The organism is Hyphomonadaceae bacterium BL14 (assembly GCA_027627705.1).
Lineage (GTDB): Bacteria > Pseudomonadota > Alphaproteobacteria > Caulobacterales > Maricaulaceae > Oceanicaulis.
Genome location: CP091242.1, coordinates 889264 through 912050 on the forward strand (window position 1 = coordinate 889264; position 22787 = coordinate 912050).

Genomic DNA, 22787 nt, shown 5'->3' on the forward strand with positions numbered 1-22787 from the left:
GCAACCGCGCTAAGGCGCGCCCATGCGTCTGACCTTTACCGATTCGCTTCTCGACCATGCCGGCCTGCAGCGGGCGAACCCCGACTGGATGGCGCAGCAGCATGTGCACGCCGAGGGCCGCGCTGTTCTGTTCGCCGGAGGCTCCATCGCCCTGGCCGAGGACGGCACGCCGCTGGTTCTGCCGGCGGGCATCGCCTCCGGCCTGGCGCTGAAATGGCCCGGCCTGATCTTCATCGGCCTGCAAAACGGCGCGCCCTGGTTTGCTGGCGCGCTGGAAAACGGCTTTGCCGAGCGCGGCCCGGATTTCCGCATGACGGCCATGCAGTTGGCACCGGAGCTGGCTTGCGTTTTCGGGCGGGCCCGCTCCATCCTCATGTGGTCCGGTCGCAGGCGTTTTTGCTCCAATTGCGGGTCGAAGAACGAGTTCTTCGACGGCGGGCTTCGCCTGACCTGCCCGTCCTGCGGTATGGAGCATTATCCGCGCACCGATCCCTCCATTATCCTGCTGCCCTATTCGGGCGACCGGTGTGTGATGGGCCGCCAGCCCAGCTGGCCGCCAGGCATGTACGCGACGCTGGCCGGCTTCGTGGAGCCGGGCGAAACGCTTGAGGCGGCCTGTGCGCGCGAGACGGCGGAGGAAGTTCACCTCAAAGTGCTGCGCACCGAGTATGTGGCCAACCAGCCCTGGCCCTTCCCCTCCGCGCTGATGATCGGCTTTCTGGCCGAAGTCGAGGACGGCGAGGTGCAGCCGGACGACGATCTCGAAGACGCCAGATGGTTCACCCGTGACGAGGTGCGCGAACTCTATGACGGTGCGATGGCCAATTGGGCCCCGCGCCACTTCTCGATTTCCAGATTGCTGATCGAGCGCTGGCTTGGACGCGATGACGGCGCGACCCTGTGACGCGTCTTGTCCGCGGCGACTTGCGTTACATGGATTAGGCGTGTGTACCGGTTGCTTCGCCGGGCCGGGCGTGCCAAACACCCGGCCCGTAATCAATGAAATCTGTCGAGGGCGCTGATGGGCGATCTTTTCTTCAACAAGGTGGCGGGCGTGATCCTCGCCGTGGCCCTGTTCATGATGGCGCTGGGCGAGTTGTCCAACATCGTGTTTGGCGGTTCGAAGACCGCGGAACTCGCCTATCCGATTGATCTCGCCGCGCTGCAATCGGCTGCGCCGGTGGAGGACATCGAGAGCGGCCCGGTGGACTTCGGCCTTCTTCTGGCCAGCGCCGACCTGTCCGCAGGCGAGCGCGTCGCGCGCCGCTGCGCGGCTTGCCATACCTTCAACGATGGCGGCGCGAATGGCACCGGACCGAATCTGTGGGGTGTGATGGGCCGCGGCGTCGCAGAGGTGGCCGGCTTCAATTACTCCGGCGCCATGAACGCCTATGGCTCGGGCGGCACGCGCTGGCTGTTCGAGAACATGTACGAGTATCTCGAAAACCCGCGCGGCTATGTTCCGGGAACCTCCATGAGCTTCGCGGGCCTGCGGAACCAGGAAGAGCGCATCAACATCATTGCCTACATGCGCAGCCAGGATGATGATCCTCTGGCCCTGCCCGACCCTCTGGCCGCAGCGCCAGCCGGTGACGACAGCGTTGCCGGGCCCGAAGCCGAACCCATGGCGGCGGACGCCTCCCCTGCAGAAGCCGGAGACGACAGCCAGGAGCCTGCGGACGAGGATGGCGGCGCGCTTTAGGCCCCGCCCCTCACGACGCACACAAGAAGAGGCGCGCGCTGCACAGCGCGCGCCTTTTTCGTTTCTGCCAGGCCGGGATCAGGCGTGGAACACCAGAATGGTCCAGCCGTCTTGGGACTGCCCGGCCGCAGGGGTCAGTCCGGCCTTCACATACGCCTCACTGACACGGTCCGCCTGTTCATCCAGGAGCCCGGCAAGGATGACCCGGCCGCCCGGTGCCAGATGACCTGCAGACTGTTCAGCCAGGGTGATGAGCGGGCCAGCCAGGATATTGGCGAAGATCAGGTCGAACCGGCGCCCCTCGAACACCGGATGGTCATAACCGTCCGCCTCGATCGACTCGATCCGCGGGGCCACGCCATTCTTCTGTGCGTTCACCAGGGTCTCGGCGACGGATTCACAATCGATGTCCGTGGCGATGATCTGCGCGCCCGGCCACAGCTTGGCTGCCGCAATGGCGAGCAGTCCTGACCCGGCACCCAGATCCAGCACGCTGGCGGGCTCAAAGCCCTCGCGCTCGATGCGGTCCACAGCCTCAAGACAGCCACGCGTCGTGGCGTGATGGCCGGTGCCGAAGGCGGGACCGGCTTCCACTTCCAGACCGATGCAGCCTGGTGCCAGATCTTCCGCAGCATGGGCACCGTACACGGCGAAGCGACCGGCCTGCACGAGCGGCAGCCCTTTCAGGGACAGCGCGACCCAGTCTTCCTCGGGCAAGGGCGCGATGTGAACATCGATGGACACCGCATCCAGCCCCGGCGTCGCCGCCATGGCTTCGGCGGCGGTCATCGTCTCGCACAATATATCGAGGCGACCGGCCACTTCCGACCCGTCCTCGAACAGCGACCAGCTCAGGGCCAGAGGCTCTGGAACGGCGTCCAAAACAGCCAGAACCTCCCGCAGTGCGGCCATGGGGCCGCGCGCTTCAACCCGCCACAAAACACTCATTCCCTCACCTCATGCGCCAGCAGGCGCTCAATCTCGCCGACAATCACTGCCCAGGCCGGGGCGGCCGGGTCAATCAGTTCAAAATGCCCGGCCTCCGGCACGACGATCTCCCTCACCGGGTCACCGGCCGCTTGTGCGGTCCGGGCATAGCGGGTTCCCAAGGCCGGGGGAATGATGGCGTCAAGCTCGCCCGAAATGACCACTTGGGCCACGCCCAGTGGCAAGAGACGCGCCGGAGAGGTGTCCGCAAAACGGTCACCGCCGCGATCAGCGCCGGCCAGCGACATCACTGTGTCCGGTTCGCCGCAGCGTCCCGGGCCGTCGGCCGCAAACGCCTCGAGATCCGGAATGCCGGCCAGCGCGATGACACCCGCGACCGGCAAGGGCGCGTCAACGGCCAACGGTCCGTCCGCGATTCGCCCGCGCGCGGCCGCCCAGACTGCCAGATGGCCTCCGGCTGAATGCCCGGTCAGGACCATACGATTGAGGTCGATGGCATGGTCGTCAGCCAGCCTGCGGACATGGTCCACGCCGGCTGAGATGTCGAGAAATGTGCCGGGCCAGCCGCCTGTGTCGTGCCCGATGCGGGCATATTCCAGATTCCAGACCGCGAAGCCCCGTGCGCGCAGATCACCCGATGTCAGGTCCTGCAGTTCCAGCCCTGGCATGCTCGCGAGCCAGCACCCGCCATGGATCATGATCACCAGCGGGTGCGGTCCCGGCCCTTCCGGCAGCCAAAGCTCGCCAAATTGATGCTCGCCGGGTCCATAGGCGATCCGGTGATCGGCAGCGGGGCGCTCACGCTCCATCAGAGTGGTGAACCGGATCGGACGCTCCGCCGCGTACGGATCAACCGGCGCGTCGTCCGGCGCGCTGCGCGGCCCGCAGGCCGCCAGCAACGCAACCAGGATGATGAATGGCAGACGGCTGATCATGGCGCGTTCCCCTCATGGTCACGCGCCGCTTATGTCATCACAGCCCGGATTGAGAAAGCCGTCCGGGTCAGCGCCGCGTCAGGCCGCGCGCGCGTCCGACAGCATTTCGGCGAAGAAGTCGGTCTCGTCATCGACGACCTGGGCGTAATCAGGCTTGTTCGCCAGACGCAAGGCATCGCGATAGATCGAATAGACCAGCTTGTCAGCCGGAGCAGGCTTGGCGTCCGGGCTGTTGAGCCCATCATGGACCCAGCGCCAGAGCGCCAGTTTCGAGGTCAGATCATCCCAGTCGGCGCTGGGGACGCTGGCCACAGCGGCCAGAAGATGGGCCGGCGGCTGCGCGCCTTCGTTTTCCTTGACCTCACGCCACATGCGAAAAGCCAGGGTGATGAAGCGGCTGTTCTGTTCCATCGTTCAACTCTTTCTGCCCCGCTGCGCCGTCACCGCGCAAAGCTCAATCAGATACCAAGGCGGCAGCTCAGCGGCGCGCGTCTTGACAGGCCGCGCCGGCAAACTTGCCATGAGGCTGCAGACCCGCGCTGGGCACCTCTGCTGCCGCGGGCTTCCTAGAGACGAAAAAGGGCGCAATCGCGGCGAGTATGCGGCACTGCACAAAAACCATCATGAAAATGATGGAATGCCCTCGAGCCGTCGGCAAACCGCAGCGCCGCCCGCTTGCATCTGCACCGGCCAGCCCCGATAATCATTTATAGGAAGGTCGGCGGCGGACGAGCCCCTCGCCAACCCGGTCAGGTCCGGAAGGAAGCAGCCGTAACGAGTTTTGGTTCGGGTCGCCGTCCGGCCTTCCGCCACCTTCCGCCTCTTTCAAGGCCCGTATCGCCGGGTTCGCACGCGCGGGAGCCTGATATCCCATGATGGACGACGACGCGCCCGGCCCCGACGCCCCGGACAGCAGCGACAGCCCCGCCCTGCCCGGCTTCGAGCCGGCGCCAGCGGGACCGGCGGGCTATCAGGTGCTTGCGCGCAAATACCGCCCGCAGACATTTCCCGATCTCATCGGCCAGGAGCCGATGGTGCGCACCCTCACCAATGCCTTCGCCGCCGGGCGCATCGCCCATGCCTACATGCTCACCGGCGTGCGCGGGATCGGCAAGACCACCACGGCCCGCCTGATCGCCCGGGCGCTCAATTTCGAAACCGACACCATCAAGACACCGTCGATCAATCTGGATCCGCCGGGCATTCATTGCGCGGCCATCACCAAATCCTCCCATGTGGACGTGATGGAAATGGACGCCGCCTCGCGCACCGGCGTCGGCGACATTCGCGAATTGCTGGACGGCCTGCGCTATTCACCGGTCAGCGCGCGCTACAAGGTCTACATCATTGACGAGGTGCACATGCTGTCCACCTCGGCCTTCAACGCGCTCCTGAAGACGCTGGAAGAGCCGCCGCCGCACGTGAAATTCATCTTCGCCACCACGGAAATCCGCAAAGTGCCGGTGACCGTGCTCAGCCGCTGCCAGCGCTTTGACCTGAAACGCGTTGACCGCGCGGTGCTGGCAGAGCACCTGGCCAAAATCTGCGAGACTGAAGGCGCACCGGTGGAGCCTGAAGGCCTGATGGCCATCGCCCGCGCCGCAGAAGGCTCGGTGCGTGACGCGCTGTCCTTGCTGGATCAGGCGATCGTGCAGGCCGAAGGCGGCGGACCGGTGAGCGCCGCGCAGGTGCGCGACATGCTGGGTCTGGCTGACCGGACGCGGGTGCTCGACCTTCTGGCGGCTGCGCTGGAGCACCGCGCGGCGGACGCGCTCTCTGAGTTGCGCCACCAGTATGATTCGGGTGCCGACCCGGTCGTTCTGATGCGCGACCTGCTGGATTACCTGCACGCCATGACGCGCCTGAAGGCCGCCGGTCCCGACGCCGATCTGGGCGAGGCGAAAGAGACCATTGCGCGCCTTGCGGCCCTGTCTGACTCCCATTCGCTGGCCTCGCTGGGACGGCTGTGGAAGACGGCGCTGACCGGCCTTGATGATGTACGCACCGCGCCGGACCCGTCCTCGGCGGCGGAAATGGCCGTGATCCGCCTGATGAGTGCGGCCAGCCTGCCCTCGCCGGAAGACGCCGCGCGTCTGCTGGCCGGCGCCCCGCGCGCAGAAACACAGGCGGCGGCGCAGCCCGCCTTGCCCTCCGCACCGGCTCCGGATCAGCCGGAGGCGCGCGGGCCTGAAAACAAGATCGTGCCGTTCAGCCGCCCCGCCCCGCCCCCGCCTGCCGAAGCCCCGCCAGCCGACGACGCCGGGTATGACGATCACGAACCCATCGGCGACGCCCTGCCCGGGCCGGATAGTCTGGACGCGCTGATCGCCGATATCGAGGCTGCCCGCGAAATCGGGCTGAAGCTGGATGTGGAGCGCTACGTCAAGCTGGTATCCTTGCGGCCTGGGGCCCTGTCATATGAGCCGGCCCCCGGCGCGCCGTCCGATCTGGGCGGACGGCTGGCGCGCTTCCTTCAGGACGAGACCGGTGCGCGCTGGCTGGTGGACAGCTCGGCCAGGAATGGCCAGGAGACGGTCCATGACCGCCGCCGCCGCGAGGCCGAGGCCGAACGCGACACGGTGATGAAAGACCCGGCCATGGTCAGCGCGCTGGCCGCCTTTCCCGATGCCGAGTTGATCGCCGTGGAACCGGCACCCATGGCCGCCAAACCCGCCCAAGACCGCCAGGAGACCCAGCGATGAAGGACCTTGCCGGCCTGATGAAGCAGGCCCAGGAGATGCAACAGCGTATGCGCCAGGCGCAGGAACGGCTGGAGACGCTGGAAGTCACCGGTGAAGCGGGCGCCGGCCTGGTGCGCGTCACCCTGACTGCCAAGGGCGAGCTGCGCGCGCTGTCGATCGATCCGTCCATCGTCACGCCGGACGAAAAAGAAGTGCTTGAAGACCTCATCAAGGCGGCCCACGCCGACGCGCGGCGCAAGGCCGAATCCGCGCAGGCCAAGGTGCTGGGCGAGGCCACCAGCGGCATGTCCCTGCCGCCCGGTTTCGATATGCCCTTTGGGATCAAGCCCTGAGGCGCACGCCTGGTCGCTTTGCTATCCTCAAACGCGCTCTATCTTGCATGACAGACGCCAATTCGGGGACACGGTTTCATGGACTTACCGGTAGAATGGATCATCGCAGCGGCCGCAGCCGTGATTGGCGCGTGCATGGGGCTGTTAAGCCTGATCGTACCGCAATGGGGCGCGAGCGTGGTGCGCCTGGCCCCCGATCCGCGCTGGAAAGGCGGCTTCGCCGAATTTCGCGCCAGCTATGGCGGCGCGCTGGTGCTGGCCCATGGCGCGGTGCTGCTGACCCTGGCCATGAGCGGTCAGGCCGGGGCCGGTGCGGTGATGGGCGCCAGCTTTGCCGTCGCGCTGTACTGGGGCGGCATGGCGATAGGCCGGGCGGCCTCCATGGTGCTGGACCGCCACAAGGAGACCGTCACTGGCTATAATGCGGGCGCAGTGGGTTTTGAGACCGTGATGGCGCTGGCGCTGGCCGCGCCGTTTATCGCGCATCTGGGGTGAGGCTAATCGCTTAGCGCTCGAACTTGAGCCGTAGTGGCTTGGTGTGCCAAACTACGTGCTTGATGTTCCTGATTGCGGACTTTTCGTGCCGCCTTGTGGTGTTTGCTACGCAGAAGAACAAATATTCGCCAAAATCTAAGATTCCTCTTATTTCAATAAGGTTTGCTTGCGCATTTGATTTCGAAATCACACTTTGATGATCCGAATTTTGAAAGTGCGGAACCAATGTTGTTATAACGTCATTTCCGTAAAATGACCTTACCCTCATCACCATCATTGAATGAAGATCATCAATCGAATCGTTATTTTTACTTTTCAACCAAAAACCTACATACATGAAATTGGTGTGGTACAACGCACTCTCGAACGAGTGTGTGATAGGATACATAACTGCTGGACCCAACCCGTAGCGCGTACTGTCTATCACCCACGCAAATGGAGCAAGGAGTAGCGCGCCAGCACCCCCTGCATGAGGGATCCCGAACGCGCCTTGAAATTGACTGAGCTGTGTGGGCGAAAGGATTTCCAATTCAATGTTGCTGGAAAGGCTGGAAACCCGCTCATAGGCCGCGTCCGTATACCCCTTATTCGTAACAATTATAAATCTGTCGCAGCCAATATCTTCAGCCATACCAATGGCGGATTCAACTGTTTTAATGCTAACCTTCTTATTATAATATTTGCAATCTATCGCCGATATTATTTTATCAGTTCCAAATTTTTCAACGACGCAGACATCCACTTCTCTAACTATTTTTGATGTTTTGCCAGCCACCTTTGCATTCTTGGTGACAGTAGCACCGGGAAGCTTGAAACAGATTTCTTCATAAATGTAGTTTTCATAGTCACGCCACGTTCGAATATCCATCACGTGCGCCCCTCGCTCACGCCCTCTCCGCAATGCTCCACGCATAATCGGCCATCGGCGCCACCAGCGCGCCCAGCTCCTTGGCCCGCTCATTCGAGGCATTGCCCTGCACCGAGCGCGCATATACGCCCTGGGCGATGCCGGCCAGGCGGAAGATGTTGTAGACAAAATAGAAATCGAGATTCTCGATGCCGTCGCGTCCGGTGCGGCGGCAATAGGCGGCCACGTATTCATCTTCGGTGGGGATGCCAAGCGCCTTCAGGTCCACGCCGAGAAAGCCGGAACGGATTTCCTTGGGCGTGCGCCACTGCATCAGCTGGTAGGTGAAGTCGGCCAGCGGGTCGCCCAGCGTGGATAATTCCCAGTCCAGTACCGCGATGACGCGCGGCTCGGTGGGGTGGAAGATCATGTTGTCGAGGCGATAATCGCCGTGGACCACGCTGATGCGCTCCTGCGCCGGCGCATGGGCGGGCAGCCATTCGATCAGCCGGTCCATGGCGGCGATGGGCGTGGTCTCGGCAGCTTTGTACTGCTTGGTCCAGCGTGCGATCTGGCGCTCGAAATAATTGCCCGGACGGCCATAGTCAGACAGCCCCGCCGCCTCCACGTCGATGGCGTGCAATTGCGCCAGCGTGGCGTTGGACGCGTCGTAGAGCGCGGCACGCTCGGCCGGCGCCAGATCGGGCAGATAGGCGTCCCAGAATATCCGGCCCTCGACAAAATCCATCACGTAAAACGCCGTGCCGATGACGCTTTCGTCCTCGCACAGCGCATGCATGTGCGGGGCGGGGAAACCCTGCCCGCCCAAGGCCTTCATCACCTGATATTCGCGTTCGACCGCATGGGCCGAGGGCAGGAGCTTGCCCGGCGGCTTGCGGCGCAGGACATAAGAATGACGCGGCGTGGTCAGCTTGTAGGTGGGGTTTGACTGACCGCCCTTGAACTGCTCGACGGTGAGCGGTCCGGCAAAGCCCTCCACATGCTGGTCCATCCAGTTTTCCAGCGCGCGCTGGTCGAATTTCAGCGCGTCGGCGACCGCCTTGGTGCCGGAAAACGCGTCATCAAGCTGGGACATGCGGGCAGTCTCCTGAGCAGGCGGCAAAACGGAGCGGCGTCCGGCGTGCAGTTCACCCGGTTCGGACGCCCGCCTCAAGGGCGATGGTCATTCGGCATCGGCGCGCCACGCCACAGCGCCATCGATGACCGTCATCACAGGGCGGGCATCGCGCAGATCGAGGTCGGCTGCGGTCATCAGATCGGTGTCGAACACGCTGAAATCGGCGCGCTGGCCCACGGCGATCTCGCCCAGATCCCCGTCCAGATGAACCGTCCAGGCCGGCCAGAGGGTGAAGAGTTTCAGCGCATCGTCGCGGTCCAGCGCCTGATGCAAATTCCACCCCTCCCCGGCGTAGCCCTCGAGATCGCGGCGCACGGCGGCGGCGTAGAACTCGATGCGCGCTTCACCGCGTTCCACCGGCGCGTCGGACCCGCCCGCGACAATGGCACCGGTCTCCACCAGCGACCGCCAGGCATAGGCGCCCTCCAGGCGCTGCAGCCCGATGCGCGCCGGCGCAAAGTGCAGATCGCCGATGGCGTGGCTGGGCTGCATGGACGCGACAACGCCCAGCGCGCCGAAGCGCGCAATATCATCGGGGTGCAGCACCTGGGCATGCTCGACCCGCCAGCGCGGCTCAGGCCTCGCGCGTTCGCCGGCCGGCACGGCGTCCAGGGACGCCTCCATCCAGTCGAGCAGGCGGCGATTGCCCGCATCCCCGATGGCGTGGGCGGATATCTGCACGCCATCTTTCAGCGCCCGGCGCATCATCGCCTGGCTCGCCTCGTCACGCGCAATGAACAAGCCGGTCGAGCCCGGCGAGTCGTCATAGGGCGACAGGAGCGCTGCGCCGCGCGAGCCCAGCGCGCCATCCATGTAGAATTTGATCCCGTTGGCGGTCACCCGGCCGCCGGCCTCGACGCGCGGTGCACGCCCGGCCACCGCGTCATAGTGTTCGGGATTGGCGAAGACATGGACGCGCAGGGGCAGCCGGCCCTCTTGCGCCAGCTGCGCCAGAATATCCACGTCGTCATAACGCACCGACATGGAATGCGCGCCGGTCCAGCCGGACGCCGCCAGAACGCGCGCGCCCGCCTCATAGGCACGCACCCGGGCCTCGCCTTCCGGCTCGCGCAGGAAGATGGAAAATGGCGCCATGGCCGTGTCGATGATCATCCCTGTCGCCGCACCGGTCTCGTCGCGCAGGATTTCACCGCCATCGGGATCGGGCGTATCCGCCGTCACCCCGGCCTCGGCCAGCGCAGCCGAATTGGCCACCAGCGCATGCCCGTCCGCGCGCACCAGCACGACCGGGCGGTCCGGCACGACGGCGTCGAGATCGGCAGCGGTGGGAAAGCGGCCTTCGGGCCAGTGCGTCTCGATCCAGCCGCGCCCCGCCACCACGTCCACGGCCCCATCAGCGGCGGCCGCGACGCGCGCCTGCAGCTCGGCAATGGATCCCACGCCTTCCAGATTGAGGTTCAGCTCTCGCAGGCCCACGCCCAGGATATGCACATGGGCGTCCGTGAAGCCGGGAAACATCGCCGCGCCATTTAGATCGACGCGCTCGGTCGCGGGGCCGGCATGGGCCTCACAGGCCTCGGGCGCGCCTGCGCACACGATCCGGCCGCCCGCCACAGCGACCATGTCCACCTGACGGTTTTGCGTGCCACCGGTATAGATCACGCCCCCTTCAAAAATGCGCTCGGCAGCCGGCGTTCCGGATGCGGCGGGCAAATCCGGATCCTGGCAGCCGGCCAGCGCCAGAACCGCCAATCCTGTCAGAATGATGCGCATGTCTTCGCCTCCCCGCGAGTGAGTCCCTGCGCACGCTAGCGCGCCGGGGCCCGGACGCCAAATCGCCCGGCGGCCTGCTACCGGCCCTCCCGGCGCCAGGCACCGCCCAGCAGCCCCATCAGCACAATCGCCAGCGCCAGCCCGGGTGCCAGCGGCGTACGCTCGGCGCTGGTGACCACATAGGCCTCGTTGCGTTGCAGCCCGGCCCAGTTGGGTCCGGCCTGGCGAACGCCAGCGCGGGTGCGCCGCAGGTCCGGCACGCTGACCTCCGACCCCAGCATGAACACCCCGCCACCGCTGGCGTCGGCCAGCGCGGACAGACCTTCGGGGTCGGGACGCAAATCGGTGAACTCGCGCGGATTGAGCGGGCCGGACGCGGTCACTGCGGTGAGATCGCCCGAGCGCAGGCGCACCAGCCCCTGCTCCTCGGCGTCGGTGGCCGCTGTGAACCGCCCGGGCTCCACCTCGCTCATGTCCAGCACCTGGCTGGCACCCGACGGCCATTCGATCTCGAGCGGCGGTGCGGTTTCAGCCAGCGTGGTGCGCGTCACCGAGAGCTGCCCGCCCGACACGCTGGCGGTCAGGCGCTCCTCATCCAGCTCCGGCTCGCCCATCAGCCAGTGGGCCACCCGGCGGAACAATTCATCATGCGGCCCGCCGCCGTCATACCCACGCGCCCACAGCCAGGCCTGATCAGACAAAAGGATCGCCGCACGACCCTCGCCGGCCCGCGCCAGAGTCAGCAGTGGCGCGCCATCGGGGCTTTCCAGCACGGTCTCGCCTGCGACCGACCGCGCGCCGATGCGCCTGTGCCAGTCGCCCCAGCCCGCCTCACCGCCCGCCATGGGCGCGGTCACGGGATGACGCGCGCCGGCCTCGGAGATGCGCGGCGTGAAACGCGTCTCGATCACCGTGCCGTCCGGGGATGCCGGCAGAACGCCTGCCAGCGCCGTGCGCGCCAGGCTGTCAGGACCCGCAAACGGCGGCCCCGTGGTGACCAGCAGCGCGCCGCCTTCTTCCACGTAGCGGGCAATGTTTTCAAAATAGAGCGGACGCAGAATGCCGCGGCGGCGATAGCGGTCAAAGATGACCAGATCGAATTCGCCGAGACGCATCTGGAATAGCTCGAACACCGGAAACGCGATCAGAGCGAGCTCGTCAGCGGGGACTGAATCGTCCCGGTCGAGAGGGCGCAGAATGGTGAAATGCACCAGATCCACGCTCGGGTCAGACTTCAGGAGATTGCGCCAAGCCCTTGCGCCATTATGGGGTTCTCCGGTGATCAGCAGCACTCTCAGCCGGTCGCGCACTCCGGTCACGCTCACCGCCGCCCGGTTATTGACCAGGGTCAGCTCTTCTGTGCCCGGCTCCACGGCGATCTGGACCACATTGGTTCCGCGATTTCGGATTTCAGCCTGGACCTGCACCTCGCGGCCTATGGCCACGCGCGCCTCGATGGGTTCGCCGCCATCCACCGACAGGGTCACCAGAGCGGTCCCGCCCTCATCGGCTTCATCCTCGACGCGCAAGGTGAAACTGACCAGCTCGCCCACCAACCCGTAGCGCGGCGCTTCGGAAATGATCAGGCGGCGGTCGCGCGCCCGCGGGTCGCCGGTAACCAGGTGATGCAGGGGCGCGGTCAGACCCAGTGCATCGCCGTCGGCCGGCGCATCGTGGACCTGGCCGTCCGAGGCGACGAGCACCCCGGCCAGGCGCTCACGCGGTATGCCGGCGAGGCCGCGCTGGACCGTCTCCATCAGGCGCGTGCCGTCGGCGGCGCGCCCGCCGCGCACTTCCACCAGCTCCAGCGAGCCGTCACGGTCGGCCAGCGCACGCGCCGTCCCGGCCACGGCCTCAGAGGCGGCGGCACGCCCGTCCACCTCCATGGAGGCACTGTCATCGATCACCAGAAGCGCGATATCGGTCAGCGGCTCGCGCGCCTCGCGCACCAGTGCTGGGTTCATCAACGCGGCCGCGATCCCCAACGCCGCCAGCGTCCGCCACAGCCAGCCCTTGAGACCACGCGCCAAAGCCAGCCCGGCACCCGCCAGCGCCAGCGCCGCCAGCACGGCGATCACCGGGGCGGGGATCAGCGGCGCGAAGATCAGGCTGGTTGCATCCATCACTGGCGCCCCAGCCGCTGCAGGATGGCCGGCACGTGCACCTGGTCTTCCTTGTAGTTTCCGGTGAGCGCATACATCGCCAGATTGACACCAAACCGGTTGGCCAGCTCGCGCTGGCGCGCTCCGCCCTCGACCGGGGCCAGCGCCCGGCCCGCCTCATCCGCCGCCCAGGCAGAAGCCCAGTCGGCCGATCCGATGATCAGACCGGAGACGCCGTCGCGCGCCGACCCGTCGCGGCTGGCCTCCACCCAGACCTCGCCACCGGCATAGCGGCCGGGGTAATCGCTCAGGAGATAGAAGGTCTTGCCCAGGACATGATCGGGACCAATGCGCTGCAAGGGTGGCACATTGATGCGCTCCAGCGTGCGCATCAGGCCGGGATGGGGCTGGCCGGCACCGGCGCTGTCGCGTCCGTCGCGGGTGTCAAAGACGATCAGGCCGCCGCCCTGAAGGTACGCGCTGACCCGCGCCGCGGCTTCATCTGACAGCGCAGGCGCCTCCGGCGTCAGCGGCCAATAGACCATCGGGAAGAACAGGATGTCATCGGTCTCGATGTTCACCGCCGTCGGGGTGCCCGGCTCGACAGCACTGCGCCGCCGGGCTTCGCGCGACACGCCCTCCAGCCCGGCCCGGCTGATGGAGTCGATGCGGCTGTCGCCGGTGAGGACATAGGCGAAGCGCACTTCCAGCGCGTTGGCCGCGTCATCGGCTTCGGCCGGGGCGGGCAAAGCCAGGCCGGCCGCAAACACAAGCGCGATCGCGGCCGTGCTGCGCGGGACCGCCACCCGCGGCATCCGCCCCGACAGGGTCAGCGCGATCAGGGCGTCGATGGCAAGAATGAGCAACGCCAACGCCAGCAAGGCCCCGGCGAAGCGAAGCTCTCGCCCCTGGCCGCGTGCCTCGTAGACCGCCCCCGGCAGATCGCGCGCCAGCGGAGCCAGCGCATCGCCCTGGCGCATGACATTGAGCGGCGCACTCGCTGCCCCGATGGCATAAATGCCCGGCGGGGTGCGGGCACTTGCCCGTACCAGGTGAAACTCATCAGCAGGGACCGGGTCGGTATCAGCGCGTGGGTCCACCAGCGCTCCGGCCCCGTCCAGCATGCGCTCCAGCCTCCAGGCCCCGCCCTGCACCTGCGCGGGCTGGGCCGCTGCGCCGCCTGACAGGGCCAGGACGCGCTCCAGCATGGCCGGATACAGGCCTGACAAAGGCAAGCTGGACCAGTCAGGCCCCGCCGTGACGTGGAACAGCACCAGCCACCCATTACCGCGCCGGTCTGCGGTGACCAGCGGCGTGCCATCCTCCAACCGCGCCCAGACGCGCGCATCCAGCGCCGGTCCGGGTTCCGCGAGCACCTGACGCGTTACGCGCGCCTCGGGAGACGTCGCAAGGCCGGCGAAAGGACTGTCATCCGCAAAGGCCGCAATGCCCTGGGGCGCTTCCCAGGCCATCGCGCCACCAAACAGCCTTCCGCCCTCGCGCAGCGGGGCCGGCACCAGCTCGCCGCTGCGCACCGCCAGGCGCGGGCCGGCAAAACGGATGATCAGGCCGCCGGCTTCGAGGAATTCGACAAGGCGGGGGTCCTGGGCGCTGGCGGCATCCACGATGACGAGGGCGGCGGGTTCTGCCTCCAGCACCGTGTCGAGATCATCGGCCACGATTTCAGAAATGCCCGCAAGCGCCTGACGCGCATAATGAATATCGGACAGAAGTGGCTGGCCCTCGCCGCCCCCGCCTTCGGCTTCCAGCAGGCCCACGCGCGGCCGGCGCCAGCGATCGCCGGTCACCTGTACCGCGCCGGCGGACGCCTCGCCGTCGATCTGCACCCGGGTGATGCGATTGCGCAAATCCAGAGGCAGCCGCGCCTCAAGGCGTAGCGTCCGGGCACCGTCCGCCAGTTGACCACTGGCCACCGCCAGCGCTCGTCCATCCGCGCCCAGCGCGGTGATGGCGACCGGCCTCGTCCCGCTCCCGCCTGCGCGGGTGACCACAGCGGCAAAACCATCCGGCTGGGCTTCCACCGTGGACAGGCCCAGCGGTCCGGCACCCGGCTGCGGCATCAGCACCCGCAAGGGTCCACGCGCCTGCGCGGCCCGCGCCAGTCTCACATCGCCCTCGCCCCCACTCACGCCGTCATTGATCCAGACCGTCTCGATGCGCGAAGGCGCGCCGTCGGCGCTGAGCGCGGCTTCCAGACGCTGCGCGGCATCGGCGCGGTCTGGCGCCCAGGCGCGCGGCGCATGCGCGTCCAGCCGCGCGACCGCCTCGCGGGCATCCACAAAGCGGATTGTGCCGGCGCTGCGCGGTGTGGGCGCGGTAAACAGGATTGCCGCCGGGCGGCCGTCGGCGCGCGCCGCGTCGAGCCGGGCACGCGCTTCAGCAGCGGCACCGGGCCAGGCCGCAGCCGCAGTCCAGCCATCATCCACAATGACCAGAAGCGGATCGGTGGAGCCGGCGCCCGCATCGGGCTGCCAGACCGGCCGCGCCAGCGCCAGAATGATCATCGCTGCAAGCAGGAGCCGTAGAAGCACCAGCCACCAGGGCGTGGTCTGTGGCGTTTCCGGGGTCCGCGCCAGGCGCTGCAGCAAGCGGATCGGGGCAAACACCACCGTGCGCGGCGCCGGCGGTGTGGCGCGCAGCAGCATCCAAAGCAGCGGCAGGGCGGCAAGCGCCGCCAGCGCCCAGGGCGCTGCAAAGGCAAGCGGACCGAAGCTCAGCATTACACGCCCCCGTCCAGCGCCTGATAGAGCGCCAGCACGGCAGCACCCGCCGGACGGTCCGTACGGTGGGTGATCAGCGTCCAGCCAGTGCGCCGGGCCAGATCGCTCAAAGCCACTGTGTGCTCGGCCCACAGGCGCGCATAGCCCGCCCGCGCCGACTCAGCCCGTCCGAACATCAGGGACTCGCCTCCGCCCGCCGGGTCAAACCGCGTGCGGCCTTCGAAGGGGAAATCTTCTTCGGACGGATCGATGATGCGCAGCATGATGCCGCGCGCGCCTGCCGCAGACAGCGCAGCCAGCCGCCGAGCCCACGTCTCGGGCGGGTCCAGAAAGTCGCTGGCCAGCACCAGGCGCGCATGGCGGGGCAAGTCCGGCGCTTCGACACTGGCCAGCGCGCCGGGGCCATCGGCCAGCGCCCGGCCCGTCAGTTCCAGCCCCGCTTGGCGGGACCGCGCCCGGCCGGTTTCGCCCAGTGCTGCAATCCGCTCGCCGCCGCGCACCAGCAGGCTGGCGCAGGCCATCAGGCAGACCGCGGCCCGGTCGCGCTTGGCTGCAAGTCCGGGACTGTGCGCGTCCATTCCTGCGGACCCGTCGCGCCAGAGATAGACGGCATTGGCCGCCTCCCACTCGGTCTCGCGCACGAATAATTGATCACCGCGCGCCGAGCGCCGCCAGTCCACGGCGCGCGCGCCGTCCTCGGCGCGGTGGCGGCGATATTCCCAAAACGTTTCGCCCGACCCGGCGCGCCGGCGCCCATGGGATCCGAATGCCACGGTCGCGGCGATGCGCTCAGCCTGCGCCAGCAGCGCCGGAAAACGCGATGCGGCCTGCGCCGCGTCGCGGCGCAGGCGGTCATGGGTCCGGGGCGTTTTGGATACGGCCATGGACAGGTGTTCTGCCTCCTCGCGCGTCAGGCGGCTTCAGCGGCCAGGCGCCGGATCAGCGCCTCCACCGCCAGCCCGTCGGCGCGCGCGGCGAAGGTCAGCGCCATGCGGTGCTTGAGCACGGGCTCGGCCAGCGCGATGACATCCTCGGTCGACGGTGCCAGGCGGCCCTGCAGCAAGGCGCGCGCGCGCACGGCCAGCATCAATGACTGACCCGCGCGGGGTCCCGGACCCCAGGCGACGCCTTCGCGCACATCGGCGTCTTCAGATCGGTCTGGCCGCGCGCGCTCCAGCAGCGCCAGGATCGCATTCAGTACCGCATCGCCCACCGGCATGGCGCGCACCAATTGCTGCAGCCCGGCGATCTCATCGGGCGACAGCACAGCCACGGCCTCCCCTTCGTCGGTGCCGGTGGTCGCCAGCAGGATCGCCCGCTCCTCCTCGCGTGACGGGTACGGCACGTCGATCTGCATCAGGAAGCGGTCCAGCTGGGCTTCGGGCAGCGGATAGGTGCCTTCCTGCTCGATCGGGTTCTGGGTGGCCAGTACGTGGAAAGGTCTGGGCAGGTCATGGCGCTGACCGGCGATGGTGACGAAACCTTCCTGCATGGCCTGCAGCAGGGCTGCCTGGGTGCGCGGGCTTGCCCGGTTGATCTCGTCCGCCATCAGGAGGCGGCAGAAAATGGGGCCGGGAATGAAGCGGAAAGCGCGCTTGCCGCCGGGGGCTTCCTCGAGCACTTCCGATCCCAGAATATCGGCAGGCATCAGATCGGGCGTAAATTGCACCCGCTTGTCCTCAAGCCCTGTCACCACCGCCACAGCATGGACCAGGCGGGTCTTGGCCAGACCCGGCGCGCCGACCAGCAATCCGTGACCGCCGGCCAGGATCACGGCGAGCGTGCGTTCGACCACTTCGTCGAGCCCGATAATGGACCGCGCGATGGACGCGCGGGCCTCTGAAAGCCGCGCTGCGGCTGCGTCCGCCCGTACTGCAATGTCGCCGGAGTCTTTCATCGCGCTGGTCATAGCCCTAGATCCTTTGGAGCGAGACGTCCTTGGCCAAACATGGCCGCAGCCTGCCGAGGTGTCCATGGCCGGGCCTGACCATGACCAAGATGCAATGCAGTCGCTGATCAAAGCGGCCGAGGCCGCCAGTGGTGCAAACGGCTATCCGCCCGTGGAGCGCTGGGAGCCGGAGTATTGCGGCGAGATGGACCTCGTTATCCGACGGGACGGCAGCTGGTGGCATGAGGGAACCCGCATCGGCCGCGAGCGCATGGTGCGGCTGTTCGCCCGCATCCTGCGCAAGGATGCCGATGGCCAGACCTATCTGGTTACGCCGGTGGAAAAGATCCGCATCAAAGTGGACGCCGCGCCGTTTCTGGCGGTCGCGGTGGAAAGCACCGGCGAAGGCCGGCACCAGACCCTCGCGTTTCGCACCAATCTTGACGACGCTGTCATCGCGGACGCTGATCATCCCATCCGGGTCGAGACCGGCCCGGAGGGTGCCCCCGACCCCTATGTCCTGATACGTGGCCGGCTGGAAGCGCTGATCACGCGCGCGGCCTTCTATGACCTGGCCGCCCTTGCCGTGCCGGGCCAGGACGAGGCCGGCCAGCCCGTGATGGGCGTGTGGAGCCGGAGCGCGTTCTTTCCGCTGGGGCCGGCTGCATGAGCGCCTCTGCCGCCATGGCAAACCCTGAAGATATCCTCGCCCGTCTCCAGTCCGTTCTGGACCCGGTGGATGCGCGCATGCCCGCGCCCCGGCTCGGCGATGGCGATCTCAATGGCGAACCCTCGCCCAGCGGGCGGTTGCTGCGCCCGGCCGCGGTGCTGGCCCTGCTGGTGCAGGACGCCGACGCGCTGCGCATCCTGTTCACCCGGCGCGCGGACCACTTGCAGGCCCATGCCGGTCAGGTCAGTTTTCCCGGCGGGCGCCAGATGGCGGGGCGCGAGACCCTGGCCGAATGCGCCTTGCGCGAAACCCAGGAAGAGATTGGCCTGACACCGGACCGCATCACACTTCTGGGCCGCTGGGAGAGCTATGAGACGGTCACCGGTTTCGAAGTCACCCCCTTCGTGGGCGTGACCCGGGCGGGCTTCACGCTGAATCCCGATCCCGGCGAAGTGGCCGAAGTGTTTGAAGCGCCCTTCGACTTCCTGATGAATCCCGCTAACCACCGGCTGGAGGAGCGTGAATTTCGCGGCATGCTGCGCCGATATTACGCAATGCCCTGGCAAGGGCGCTATATATGGGGCGCGACGGCGGGCATGCTGCGCGCGCTCTCGCGGCGCTATGCCGAGGGCCGCCCCGGCGGCCCGCAATTCGCCGGAAAGGCCGCCCGATGATGCGCATGATCCTGATTTCCGCCCTCGCCTTCATCATCCCCTTCATCGTCTGGTACGCGGCTGCGCGCGTGCGCAAGCATGACGGCCACGCACCCATCGGCCTGTTGTCACTGGCCGGTGCGGCCTGTGTGATGGTGACGGTGACGGCTCTGGCGCTGGTCGCGTCGGACGATGGCGACGGGGCACAGGACTACGCGCCACCGCGCATTGAACGCGAGCGCACGCCGCCCGGTCATCTGGGGCCGAGAGGCGATTCGCCCGGTCAGCACCGGACCCCGAATGACCCCGGTCCGAGCGATCCGGATCTTGAGCCGGTTCGCGAACCGGCACCCGGGCCCGCCCCCGAACCCGCTCCCGCTCCCGATCGCTGAGGTGGGTCATGGGGGAGGTTCGGCTCGATCCGCATGCCCACCCCTGGCTGACCGCTCCGGCGGTGCGCGCGGTGATGGATGCCCTGAGCCCGGGTGCCAGTGACCAGGCACGCTTTGTTGGCGGATGCGTGCGCAGCGCCCTGCGCGGCGAGCCGGTCAACGATATTGATGTGGCCACTTGCCTGCGGCCCGAAGCAGCGGTGCACGCGCTGGAAACGGCCGGCATTCGCGCAGAGCCCACCGGCATTGACCACGGCACGGTTACGGCCATCGTCAGCGGGCAGACGATCGAGGTGACCAGCCTGCGCCGCGATGTCGAGACGGACGGGCGGCGGGCCATCATCGCCTATACAGACGACTGGGCCGAAGACGCCGCCCGGCGCGACTTCACCATGAACGCCGTCTATGCCCGGCGCGACGGGACGCTGTTCGATCCTTTCGGCGGCGTCGACCACGCCTGCACAGGCCAGGTGATCTTCATCGGCGACCCGCGCGCGCGCATCGCCGAGGACCATTTGCGCATCCTGCGCTTCTACCGCTTCGGCGCCTGGATGGGCGGGGCGCTCGACCCCCACGGGCGGCGCGCCTGCGAAGCGCAGGCAGATACGCTCAGGCTGCTGTCGGCCGAACGGATCTGGAAAGAGCTCAAGAAACTGCTCTGCGCACCCGACCCCGGCCCTGTGGTGGAGGCGATGCACAAAGGCCACGTTCTGGAGGTCTTCTGGCCCGGAACACTCGACTTCAAGCTTTTCTTAAGCTTAATTAACAGCGATCGAGGGAAGGTCCGGCCTGCTGACGCGCTTGTTCGCATAGCGGCCTTGGCCGGGCAGGATGGGGACACAGTGGCAGGCTTGAGCGCACGCATGAAAGCCTCGCGGGCCGAGACCGTCCGGCTGGCCGCCATGAGCGGACCGGTGCCAGCGCGCGCCGGCGTGGTGCGCGCGCGCATGGCCGATTGCGATCTGGACCGCGCGCTTTACGTGCTTGGCCCCCAAGCTGTCTCAGACCGGCTGCGTCTGGACGAGGCGCGCTCGGGAGACGACGCCTCACCTGCCCTCGCCCAGGCCGCCCAATGGACCCGTCCGCGCTTTCCTGTGACCGGCCATGATCTGATCGCAGCGGGTGCCGCGCCCGGTCCGGAGCTGGGTGCCCGTCTGGAAGCACTGGAAGATGCCTGGATCGCGTCTGGTTTCACCCTGCCGCGCGAGGCCCTGCTCGCCGGGGTGGACCGGTCATGAGCGTCACCGAGCTCTTCAGTCAGCGTTATCAGGCGCGGATCGGATGCGGGGATCTGTTCCACGACGATCTGCACCTGCATGACTACCGCGCCCTCGAGGAAGAGGCGCGCGACTTGCTGCTTCAGCCCGGTGACGCCGCCCAGCGTCATCTCGACGCCGAGCACGCCCTGCGTGCTCAGGTCCAGCGCGCCATTGACAACGCCAATGAGCAGCGCACCGTCAAGGACCTGCCCCGGCGCGCCCTCAGGCGCATGGCGGACGCCTATCTACAGGCGCGCCTGCCCGCCCACGCCGAAGCGGCGGAAGCGGGCGTAAACTGGCTGTTCGACCTCAGCGGTCCCGCCCCGGCCGGCCCTGTTTTCGAGCAGGGCCCCTACGGGGTCGCGGCAAACCTGCTGCTGTTCGATTTTGTCGAAGTGTTCTTCGACCTGTTACCCGCTGAAGAGCAGCTTGATTTCAGCCGGGATCTGAACACCCGCCTGCAGCGCGGCGCGTCACGCTGGTATTTCCAGCTCGGCCGCTGGCGGCGCGATGACTGGCCGCGCGATCGCGACGCCCAGTTCGACCTGATCCTGTTCTCTCTCAAGCGCCAGTCCGAAGCGGCGCTCACCCGGCGCGAGAACCTGGCCGACGCTGTGCCCGGCGTGAGCTTCGATGCACAGACGGCGTCGGATTCGCTGGAAGCCGCAGCGCGCAGCCTTTGGCAGGCTGACCGGCTGCTGTCGTCTGATCTCCTGTCAGACAAGGTGCGCCATTCTGCCGCCGTGCGCGCCGCCCGGCAGGCTTTCGACGCCTGCCTGCGCAGCTTTGGCGGGGTTGTCCGCGGCCCGTTCGTCGCCGCCAAGCCGCCGCGCGACACCCGCACCCGTATGGGCCGCCTGTTCGGGCCGGCGACGGAAAAGGTTTCGTCCGCCGCCCTGAAAGGCGTTGAAGAGCCGTTGGCAGCCGCCTATCGGATCAAGCGCCTGGGCGAGGCGCTGGCGCAAGGTCACGGCATTGACCGGGCCGAGCGGGTGAAGCTTCTGGAGCGGGCCAATCTCGCCGAGTTTGTCATGCGGCTGGTGCTGTTCGGCCTGCCCGCCGACAAGCCGGACGCCGAGGACGCCGAGTCAGACGAGGTGCGCCGCTATTCCAAGCTCACCCGCACCGATGCGCCCACCATCATCGCGGGCAAGCGGCTCAGCCACGGCGAGGGTGCGCTGCATTTGCAGCTCCACGAGAAGGCCACGGCGCGTCTGGCCGTCGATCTGATGGCGCGGCTCAGCCAGTTCGCGGCGGGCGCGGCCACCAGCCATCCCGGCGGCGACGCCCATGACTCCCTGCCCGACGCCGCCTTCGCCCGCCATCCCCGCCAGGCCGATCTGGCCCGCGCGATGTTTTGGCGGCGGGTCGGATTCGGCTTGATCATCACAGCGGCTGCCTGCGCGCTGGTAGCGCTGGGCGTGGCGGTTGGTATGCGGGTGTAGGCGCTAGCCCGCCTTCGAAAAATCCGGGGGACGGCGCTCCAGGAAGGCCGTGACCGCTTCCTTGAACTCCGCCGAGGCCAGCTGGTGAGCGAACACGTCGCCCTCGGCGCGGATCACATCCATCAGCGCCGACTGGCCGGCCAGGATCAGCGCCTTTGACTGGCGCATGGCGTCGGGGGCCTTGGCGGCCAGCGTGCGGGCGCGCGTCATCACCTCACCCTCGAGAGCCTCGGGCGCAAACACGCCATTGACGAGACCATAGCGCTCGGCCCGCGCCGCATCCCAGCTTTCGCCCAGCAAAAGCAGCTCGCCCGCCACGGCGCGCCCGGCGAGACCGGGTAGCAGCACGGACGACCCGAACTCCGGCACCAGCGCCAGATCGACGAAGGGCGTGCGGAAGACCGAACGGCCTGTGGCGTAGGCGAAATCGCAATGGAGCAGAAGGGTCACGCCGATACCGATGGCCAGGCCATCCACCGCCGCGATGACGGGCTTCTCACACCCCATCAGCGCCCGCATGAAATGCTCGACCGGCGGCGTCTCCGCCCCGCCGATATGCGGCGGCGACTCCATGAAGTCCATGAGATCATTGCCCGCGGTGAACACCCCGTCCGTGCCCGCGATCACCACCACGCGCACAGCCGTGTCGGAACTGGCGCTATCAAGCGCCTCAGCCATCGCCGTGTACATGGCGCGGGTGATGGCGTTCTTCTTGGCAGCGCGGTTGAAGCGCACAATGCGCACGCCGTCGGCATCCTCAACGCGGATATCATCAGTCATGGAACAATCCTTCATGGGATTCGC

At 67.3% G+C, this 22787-nt stretch carries 21 protein-coding genes, 1 other RNA gene and 1 pseudogene; 11 read left to right on the forward strand and 12 right to left on the reverse strand.

What is annotated here, in order from left to right; all coding sequences use genetic code 11:
* Positions 1-22: 22 nt before the first annotated feature.
* Both nudC and L2D00_04255 read left to right on the forward strand, forming a co-directional pair.
* Positions 23-904: an NAD(+) diphosphatase gene (gene nudC, locus L2D00_04250; GenBank protein ID WBQ13900.1), complete on the forward strand. Its 882-nt coding sequence runs from the start codon at positions 23-25 to the stop codon at positions 902-904.
* 117 nt (positions 905-1021) lie between these two features.
* Positions 1022-1702, forward strand: coding sequence for a cytochrome c family protein (locus tag L2D00_04255; GenBank protein WBQ13901.1), 681 nt, complete (start codon positions 1022-1024; stop codon positions 1700-1702).
* Between the two features lie 78 nt (positions 1703-1780).
* Here L2D00_04255 and L2D00_04260 read toward each other — a convergent pair whose 3' ends face one another.
* The 3 genes from L2D00_04260 to L2D00_04270 all read right to left on the reverse strand — a co-directional run bounded on the left by L2D00_04260 (position 1781) and on the right by L2D00_04270 (position 3996).
* Positions 1781-2650, reverse strand: a complete 870-nt coding sequence (locus tag L2D00_04260; GenBank protein WBQ13902.1) for a 50S ribosomal protein L11 methyltransferase — start codon at positions 2648-2650, stop codon at positions 1781-1783.
* Positions 2647-3585, reverse strand: coding sequence for an alpha/beta hydrolase (locus tag L2D00_04265; GenBank protein ID WBQ13903.1), 939 nt, complete (start codon positions 3583-3585; stop codon positions 2647-2649). Before L2D00_04265 ends, L2D00_04260 begins: the two co-directional genes overlap by 4 nt.
* Before the next feature lie 78 nt (positions 3586-3663).
* Entirely contained in the window at positions 3664-3996 is a 333-nt protein-coding gene (locus tag L2D00_04270; GenBank protein WBQ13904.1) for a hypothetical protein, read from the reverse strand.
* 301 nt (positions 3997-4297) lie between these two features.
* On the opposite strand from L2D00_04270, the gene ffs reads away from it, so the two are divergent.
* From ffs to L2D00_04290, 4 genes are all read left to right on the forward strand, one after another.
* An RNA gene (ffs, locus tag L2D00_04275) (signal recognition particle sRNA small type) lies at positions 4298-4396 on the forward strand.
* Between the two features lie 61 nt (positions 4397-4457).
* On the forward strand, positions 4458-6287 hold the full coding sequence (locus L2D00_04280; GenBank protein ID WBQ13905.1) for a DNA polymerase III subunit gamma/tau: 1830 nt from the start codon (positions 4458-4460) through the stop codon (positions 6285-6287).
* Positions 6284-6619 carry a YbaB/EbfC family nucleoid-associated protein gene (locus tag L2D00_04285; protein WBQ13906.1) on the forward strand — a complete coding sequence of 112 codons (336 nt, stop codon included), beginning with the start codon at positions 6284-6286 and terminating at the stop codon, positions 6617-6619. Before L2D00_04280 ends, L2D00_04285 begins: the two co-directional genes overlap by 4 nt.
* Positions 6620-6697: 78 nt before the next feature.
* Positions 6698-7114, forward strand: a complete 417-nt coding sequence (locus L2D00_04290; GenBank protein ID WBQ13907.1) for a hypothetical protein — start codon at positions 6698-6700, stop codon at positions 7112-7114.
* A 10-nt stretch (positions 7115-7124) separates the two neighbouring features.
* On the opposite strand, the gene L2D00_04295 is transcribed toward L2D00_04290, so the two are convergent.
* The 8 genes and pseudogenes from L2D00_04295 to L2D00_04330 all read right to left on the reverse strand — a co-directional run bounded on the left by L2D00_04295 (position 7125) and on the right by L2D00_04330 (position 17585).
* The gene (locus tag L2D00_04295) at positions 7125-7982 is read right to left on the reverse strand and encodes a restriction endonuclease (protein WBQ13908.1); all 858 of its coding nucleotides are present in this window, start codon (positions 7980-7982) and stop codon (positions 7125-7127) included.
* A 16-nt stretch (positions 7983-7998) separates the two neighbouring features.
* Positions 7999-9057, reverse strand: a complete 1059-nt coding sequence (locus tag L2D00_04300) for a phosphotransferase family protein (GenBank protein ID WBQ13909.1) — start codon at positions 9055-9057, stop codon at positions 7999-8001.
* Positions 9058-9144: 87 nt separating this feature from the next.
* A complete protein-coding gene (locus tag L2D00_04305) occupies positions 9145-10833 on the reverse strand; it encodes an amidohydrolase (GenBank protein WBQ13910.1) in 1689 nt (562 codons plus the stop codon).
* A 77-nt stretch (positions 10834-10910) separates the two neighbouring features.
* Complete coding sequence (locus tag L2D00_04310) at positions 10911-12956, reverse strand: hypothetical protein (protein WBQ13911.1); 2046 nt, start codon at positions 12954-12956, stop codon at positions 10911-10913.
* Positions 12956-13750 (reverse strand): DUF4159 domain-containing protein, encoded by a 795-nt coding sequence (locus L2D00_04315; protein WBQ14488.1) that lies wholly within the window; start codon positions 13748-13750, stop codon positions 12956-12958. Before L2D00_04315 ends, L2D00_04310 begins: the two co-directional genes overlap by 1 nt.
* Positions 13751-15478: 1728 nt before the next feature.
* A pseudogene (locus tag L2D00_04320) lies at positions 15479-15601 on the reverse strand (BatA domain-containing protein).
* 74 nt (positions 15602-15675) lie between these two features.
* On the reverse strand, positions 15676-16560 hold the full coding sequence (locus L2D00_04325; protein ID WBQ13912.1) for a DUF58 domain-containing protein: 885 nt from the start codon (positions 16558-16560) through the stop codon (positions 15676-15678).
* 26 nt (positions 16561-16586) lie between these two features.
* Positions 16587-17585 carry a MoxR family ATPase gene (locus L2D00_04330; GenBank protein ID WBQ13913.1) on the reverse strand — a complete coding sequence of 333 codons (999 nt, stop codon included), beginning with the start codon at positions 17583-17585 and terminating at the stop codon, positions 16587-16589.
* A 94-nt stretch (positions 17586-17679) separates the two neighbouring features.
* Here L2D00_04330 and L2D00_04335 point away from each other — a divergent pair, with 94 nt between their 5' ends.
* Genes L2D00_04335 through L2D00_04355 form a run of 5 tightly spaced genes read left to right on the forward strand, consistent with a single transcriptional unit; the run spans position 17680 to position 21983 of the window.
* Complete coding sequence (locus L2D00_04335) at positions 17680-18234, forward strand: DUF1285 domain-containing protein (GenBank protein WBQ13914.1); 555 nt, start codon at positions 17680-17682, stop codon at positions 18232-18234.
* The gene (locus L2D00_04340; GenBank protein WBQ13915.1) at positions 18231-18908 is read left to right on the forward strand and encodes a CoA pyrophosphatase; all 678 of its coding nucleotides are present in this window, start codon (positions 18231-18233) and stop codon (positions 18906-18908) included. Before L2D00_04335 ends, L2D00_04340 begins: the two co-directional genes overlap by 4 nt.
* A complete protein-coding gene (locus L2D00_04345; GenBank protein ID WBQ13916.1) occupies positions 18905-19279 on the forward strand; it encodes a hypothetical protein in 375 nt (124 codons plus the stop codon). The genes L2D00_04340 and L2D00_04345 overlap by 4 nt, the downstream gene beginning before the upstream one ends.
* Before the next feature lie 8 nt (positions 19280-19287).
* On the forward strand, positions 19288-20517 hold the full coding sequence (locus L2D00_04350) for a CCA tRNA nucleotidyltransferase (protein WBQ13917.1): 1230 nt from the start codon (positions 19288-19290) through the stop codon (positions 20515-20517).
* Positions 20514-21983 (forward strand): hypothetical protein, encoded by a 1470-nt coding sequence (locus L2D00_04355; GenBank protein ID WBQ13918.1) that lies wholly within the window; start codon positions 20514-20516, stop codon positions 21981-21983. Before L2D00_04350 ends, L2D00_04355 begins: the two co-directional genes overlap by 4 nt.
* 3 nt (positions 21984-21986) lie before the next feature.
* Here the strand turns inward: L2D00_04355 and L2D00_04360 are convergent, their stop codons facing one another.
* Positions 21987-22763 carry an enoyl-CoA hydratase gene (locus L2D00_04360; GenBank protein WBQ13919.1) on the reverse strand — a complete coding sequence of 259 codons (777 nt, stop codon included), beginning with the start codon at positions 22761-22763 and terminating at the stop codon, positions 21987-21989.
* Positions 22764-22787 lie beyond the last annotated feature (24 nt).

Bases quoted from the DNA above. Each gene is read 5' to 3' on its own strand.
- nudC (WBQ13900.1), top strand. From the start codon at position 23: ATGCGTCTGACCTTTACCGATTCGCTTCTCGACCATGCCGGCCTGCAG.
- L2D00_04255 (WBQ13901.1), top strand. From the start codon at position 1,022: ATGGGCGATCTTTTCTTCAACAAGGTGGCGGGCGTGATCCTCGCCGTG.
- L2D00_04260 (WBQ13902.1), bottom strand. From the start codon at position 2,650: ATGAGTGTTTTGTGGCGGGTTGAAGCGCGCGGCCCCATGGCCGCACTG.
- L2D00_04265 (WBQ13903.1), bottom strand. From the start codon at position 3,585: ATGATCAGCCGTCTGCCATTCATCATCCTGGTTGCGTTGCTGGCGGCC.
- L2D00_04270 (WBQ13904.1), bottom strand. From the start codon at position 3,996: ATGGAACAGAACAGCCGCTTCATCACCCTGGCTTTTCGCATGTGGCGT.
- L2D00_04280 (WBQ13905.1), top strand. From the start codon at position 4,458: ATGATGGACGACGACGCGCCCGGCCCCGACGCCCCGGACAGCAGCGAC.
- L2D00_04285 (WBQ13906.1), top strand. From the start codon at position 6,284: ATGAAGGACCTTGCCGGCCTGATGAAGCAGGCCCAGGAGATGCAACAG.
- L2D00_04290 (WBQ13907.1), top strand. From the start codon at position 6,698: ATGGACTTACCGGTAGAATGGATCATCGCAGCGGCCGCAGCCGTGATT.
- L2D00_04295 (WBQ13908.1), bottom strand. From the start codon at position 7,982: ATGGATATTCGAACGTGGCGTGACTATGAAAACTACATTTATGAAGAA.
- L2D00_04300 (WBQ13909.1), bottom strand. From the start codon at position 9,057: ATGTCCCAGCTTGATGACGCGTTTTCCGGCACCAAGGCGGTCGCCGAC.
- L2D00_04305 (WBQ13910.1), bottom strand. From the start codon at position 10,833: ATGCGCATCATTCTGACAGGATTGGCGGTTCTGGCGCTGGCCGGCTGC.
- L2D00_04310 (WBQ13911.1), bottom strand. From the start codon at position 12,956: ATGGATGCAACCAGCCTGATCTTCGCGCCGCTGATCCCCGCCCCGGTG.
- L2D00_04315 (WBQ14488.1), bottom strand. From the start codon at position 13,750: ATGCCGCGGGTGGCGGTCCCGCGCAGCACGGCCGCGATCGCGCTTGTG.
- L2D00_04325 (WBQ13912.1), bottom strand. From the start codon at position 16,560: ATGGCCGTATCCAAAACGCCCCGGACCCATGACCGCCTGCGCCGCGAC.
- L2D00_04330 (WBQ13913.1), bottom strand. From the start codon at position 17,585: ATGACCAGCGCGATGAAAGACTCCGGCGACATTGCAGTACGGGCGGAC.
- L2D00_04335 (WBQ13914.1), top strand. From the start codon at position 17,680: ATGCAGTCGCTGATCAAAGCGGCCGAGGCCGCCAGTGGTGCAAACGGC.
- L2D00_04340 (WBQ13915.1), top strand. From the start codon at position 18,231: ATGAGCGCCTCTGCCGCCATGGCAAACCCTGAAGATATCCTCGCCCGT.
- L2D00_04345 (WBQ13916.1), top strand. From the start codon at position 18,905: ATGATGCGCATGATCCTGATTTCCGCCCTCGCCTTCATCATCCCCTTC.
- L2D00_04350 (WBQ13917.1), top strand. From the start codon at position 19,288: ATGGGGGAGGTTCGGCTCGATCCGCATGCCCACCCCTGGCTGACCGCT.
- L2D00_04355 (WBQ13918.1), top strand. From the start codon at position 20,514: ATGAGCGTCACCGAGCTCTTCAGTCAGCGTTATCAGGCGCGGATCGGA.
- L2D00_04360 (WBQ13919.1), bottom strand. From the start codon at position 22,763: ATGACTGATGATATCCGCGTTGAGGATGCCGACGGCGTGCGCATTGTG.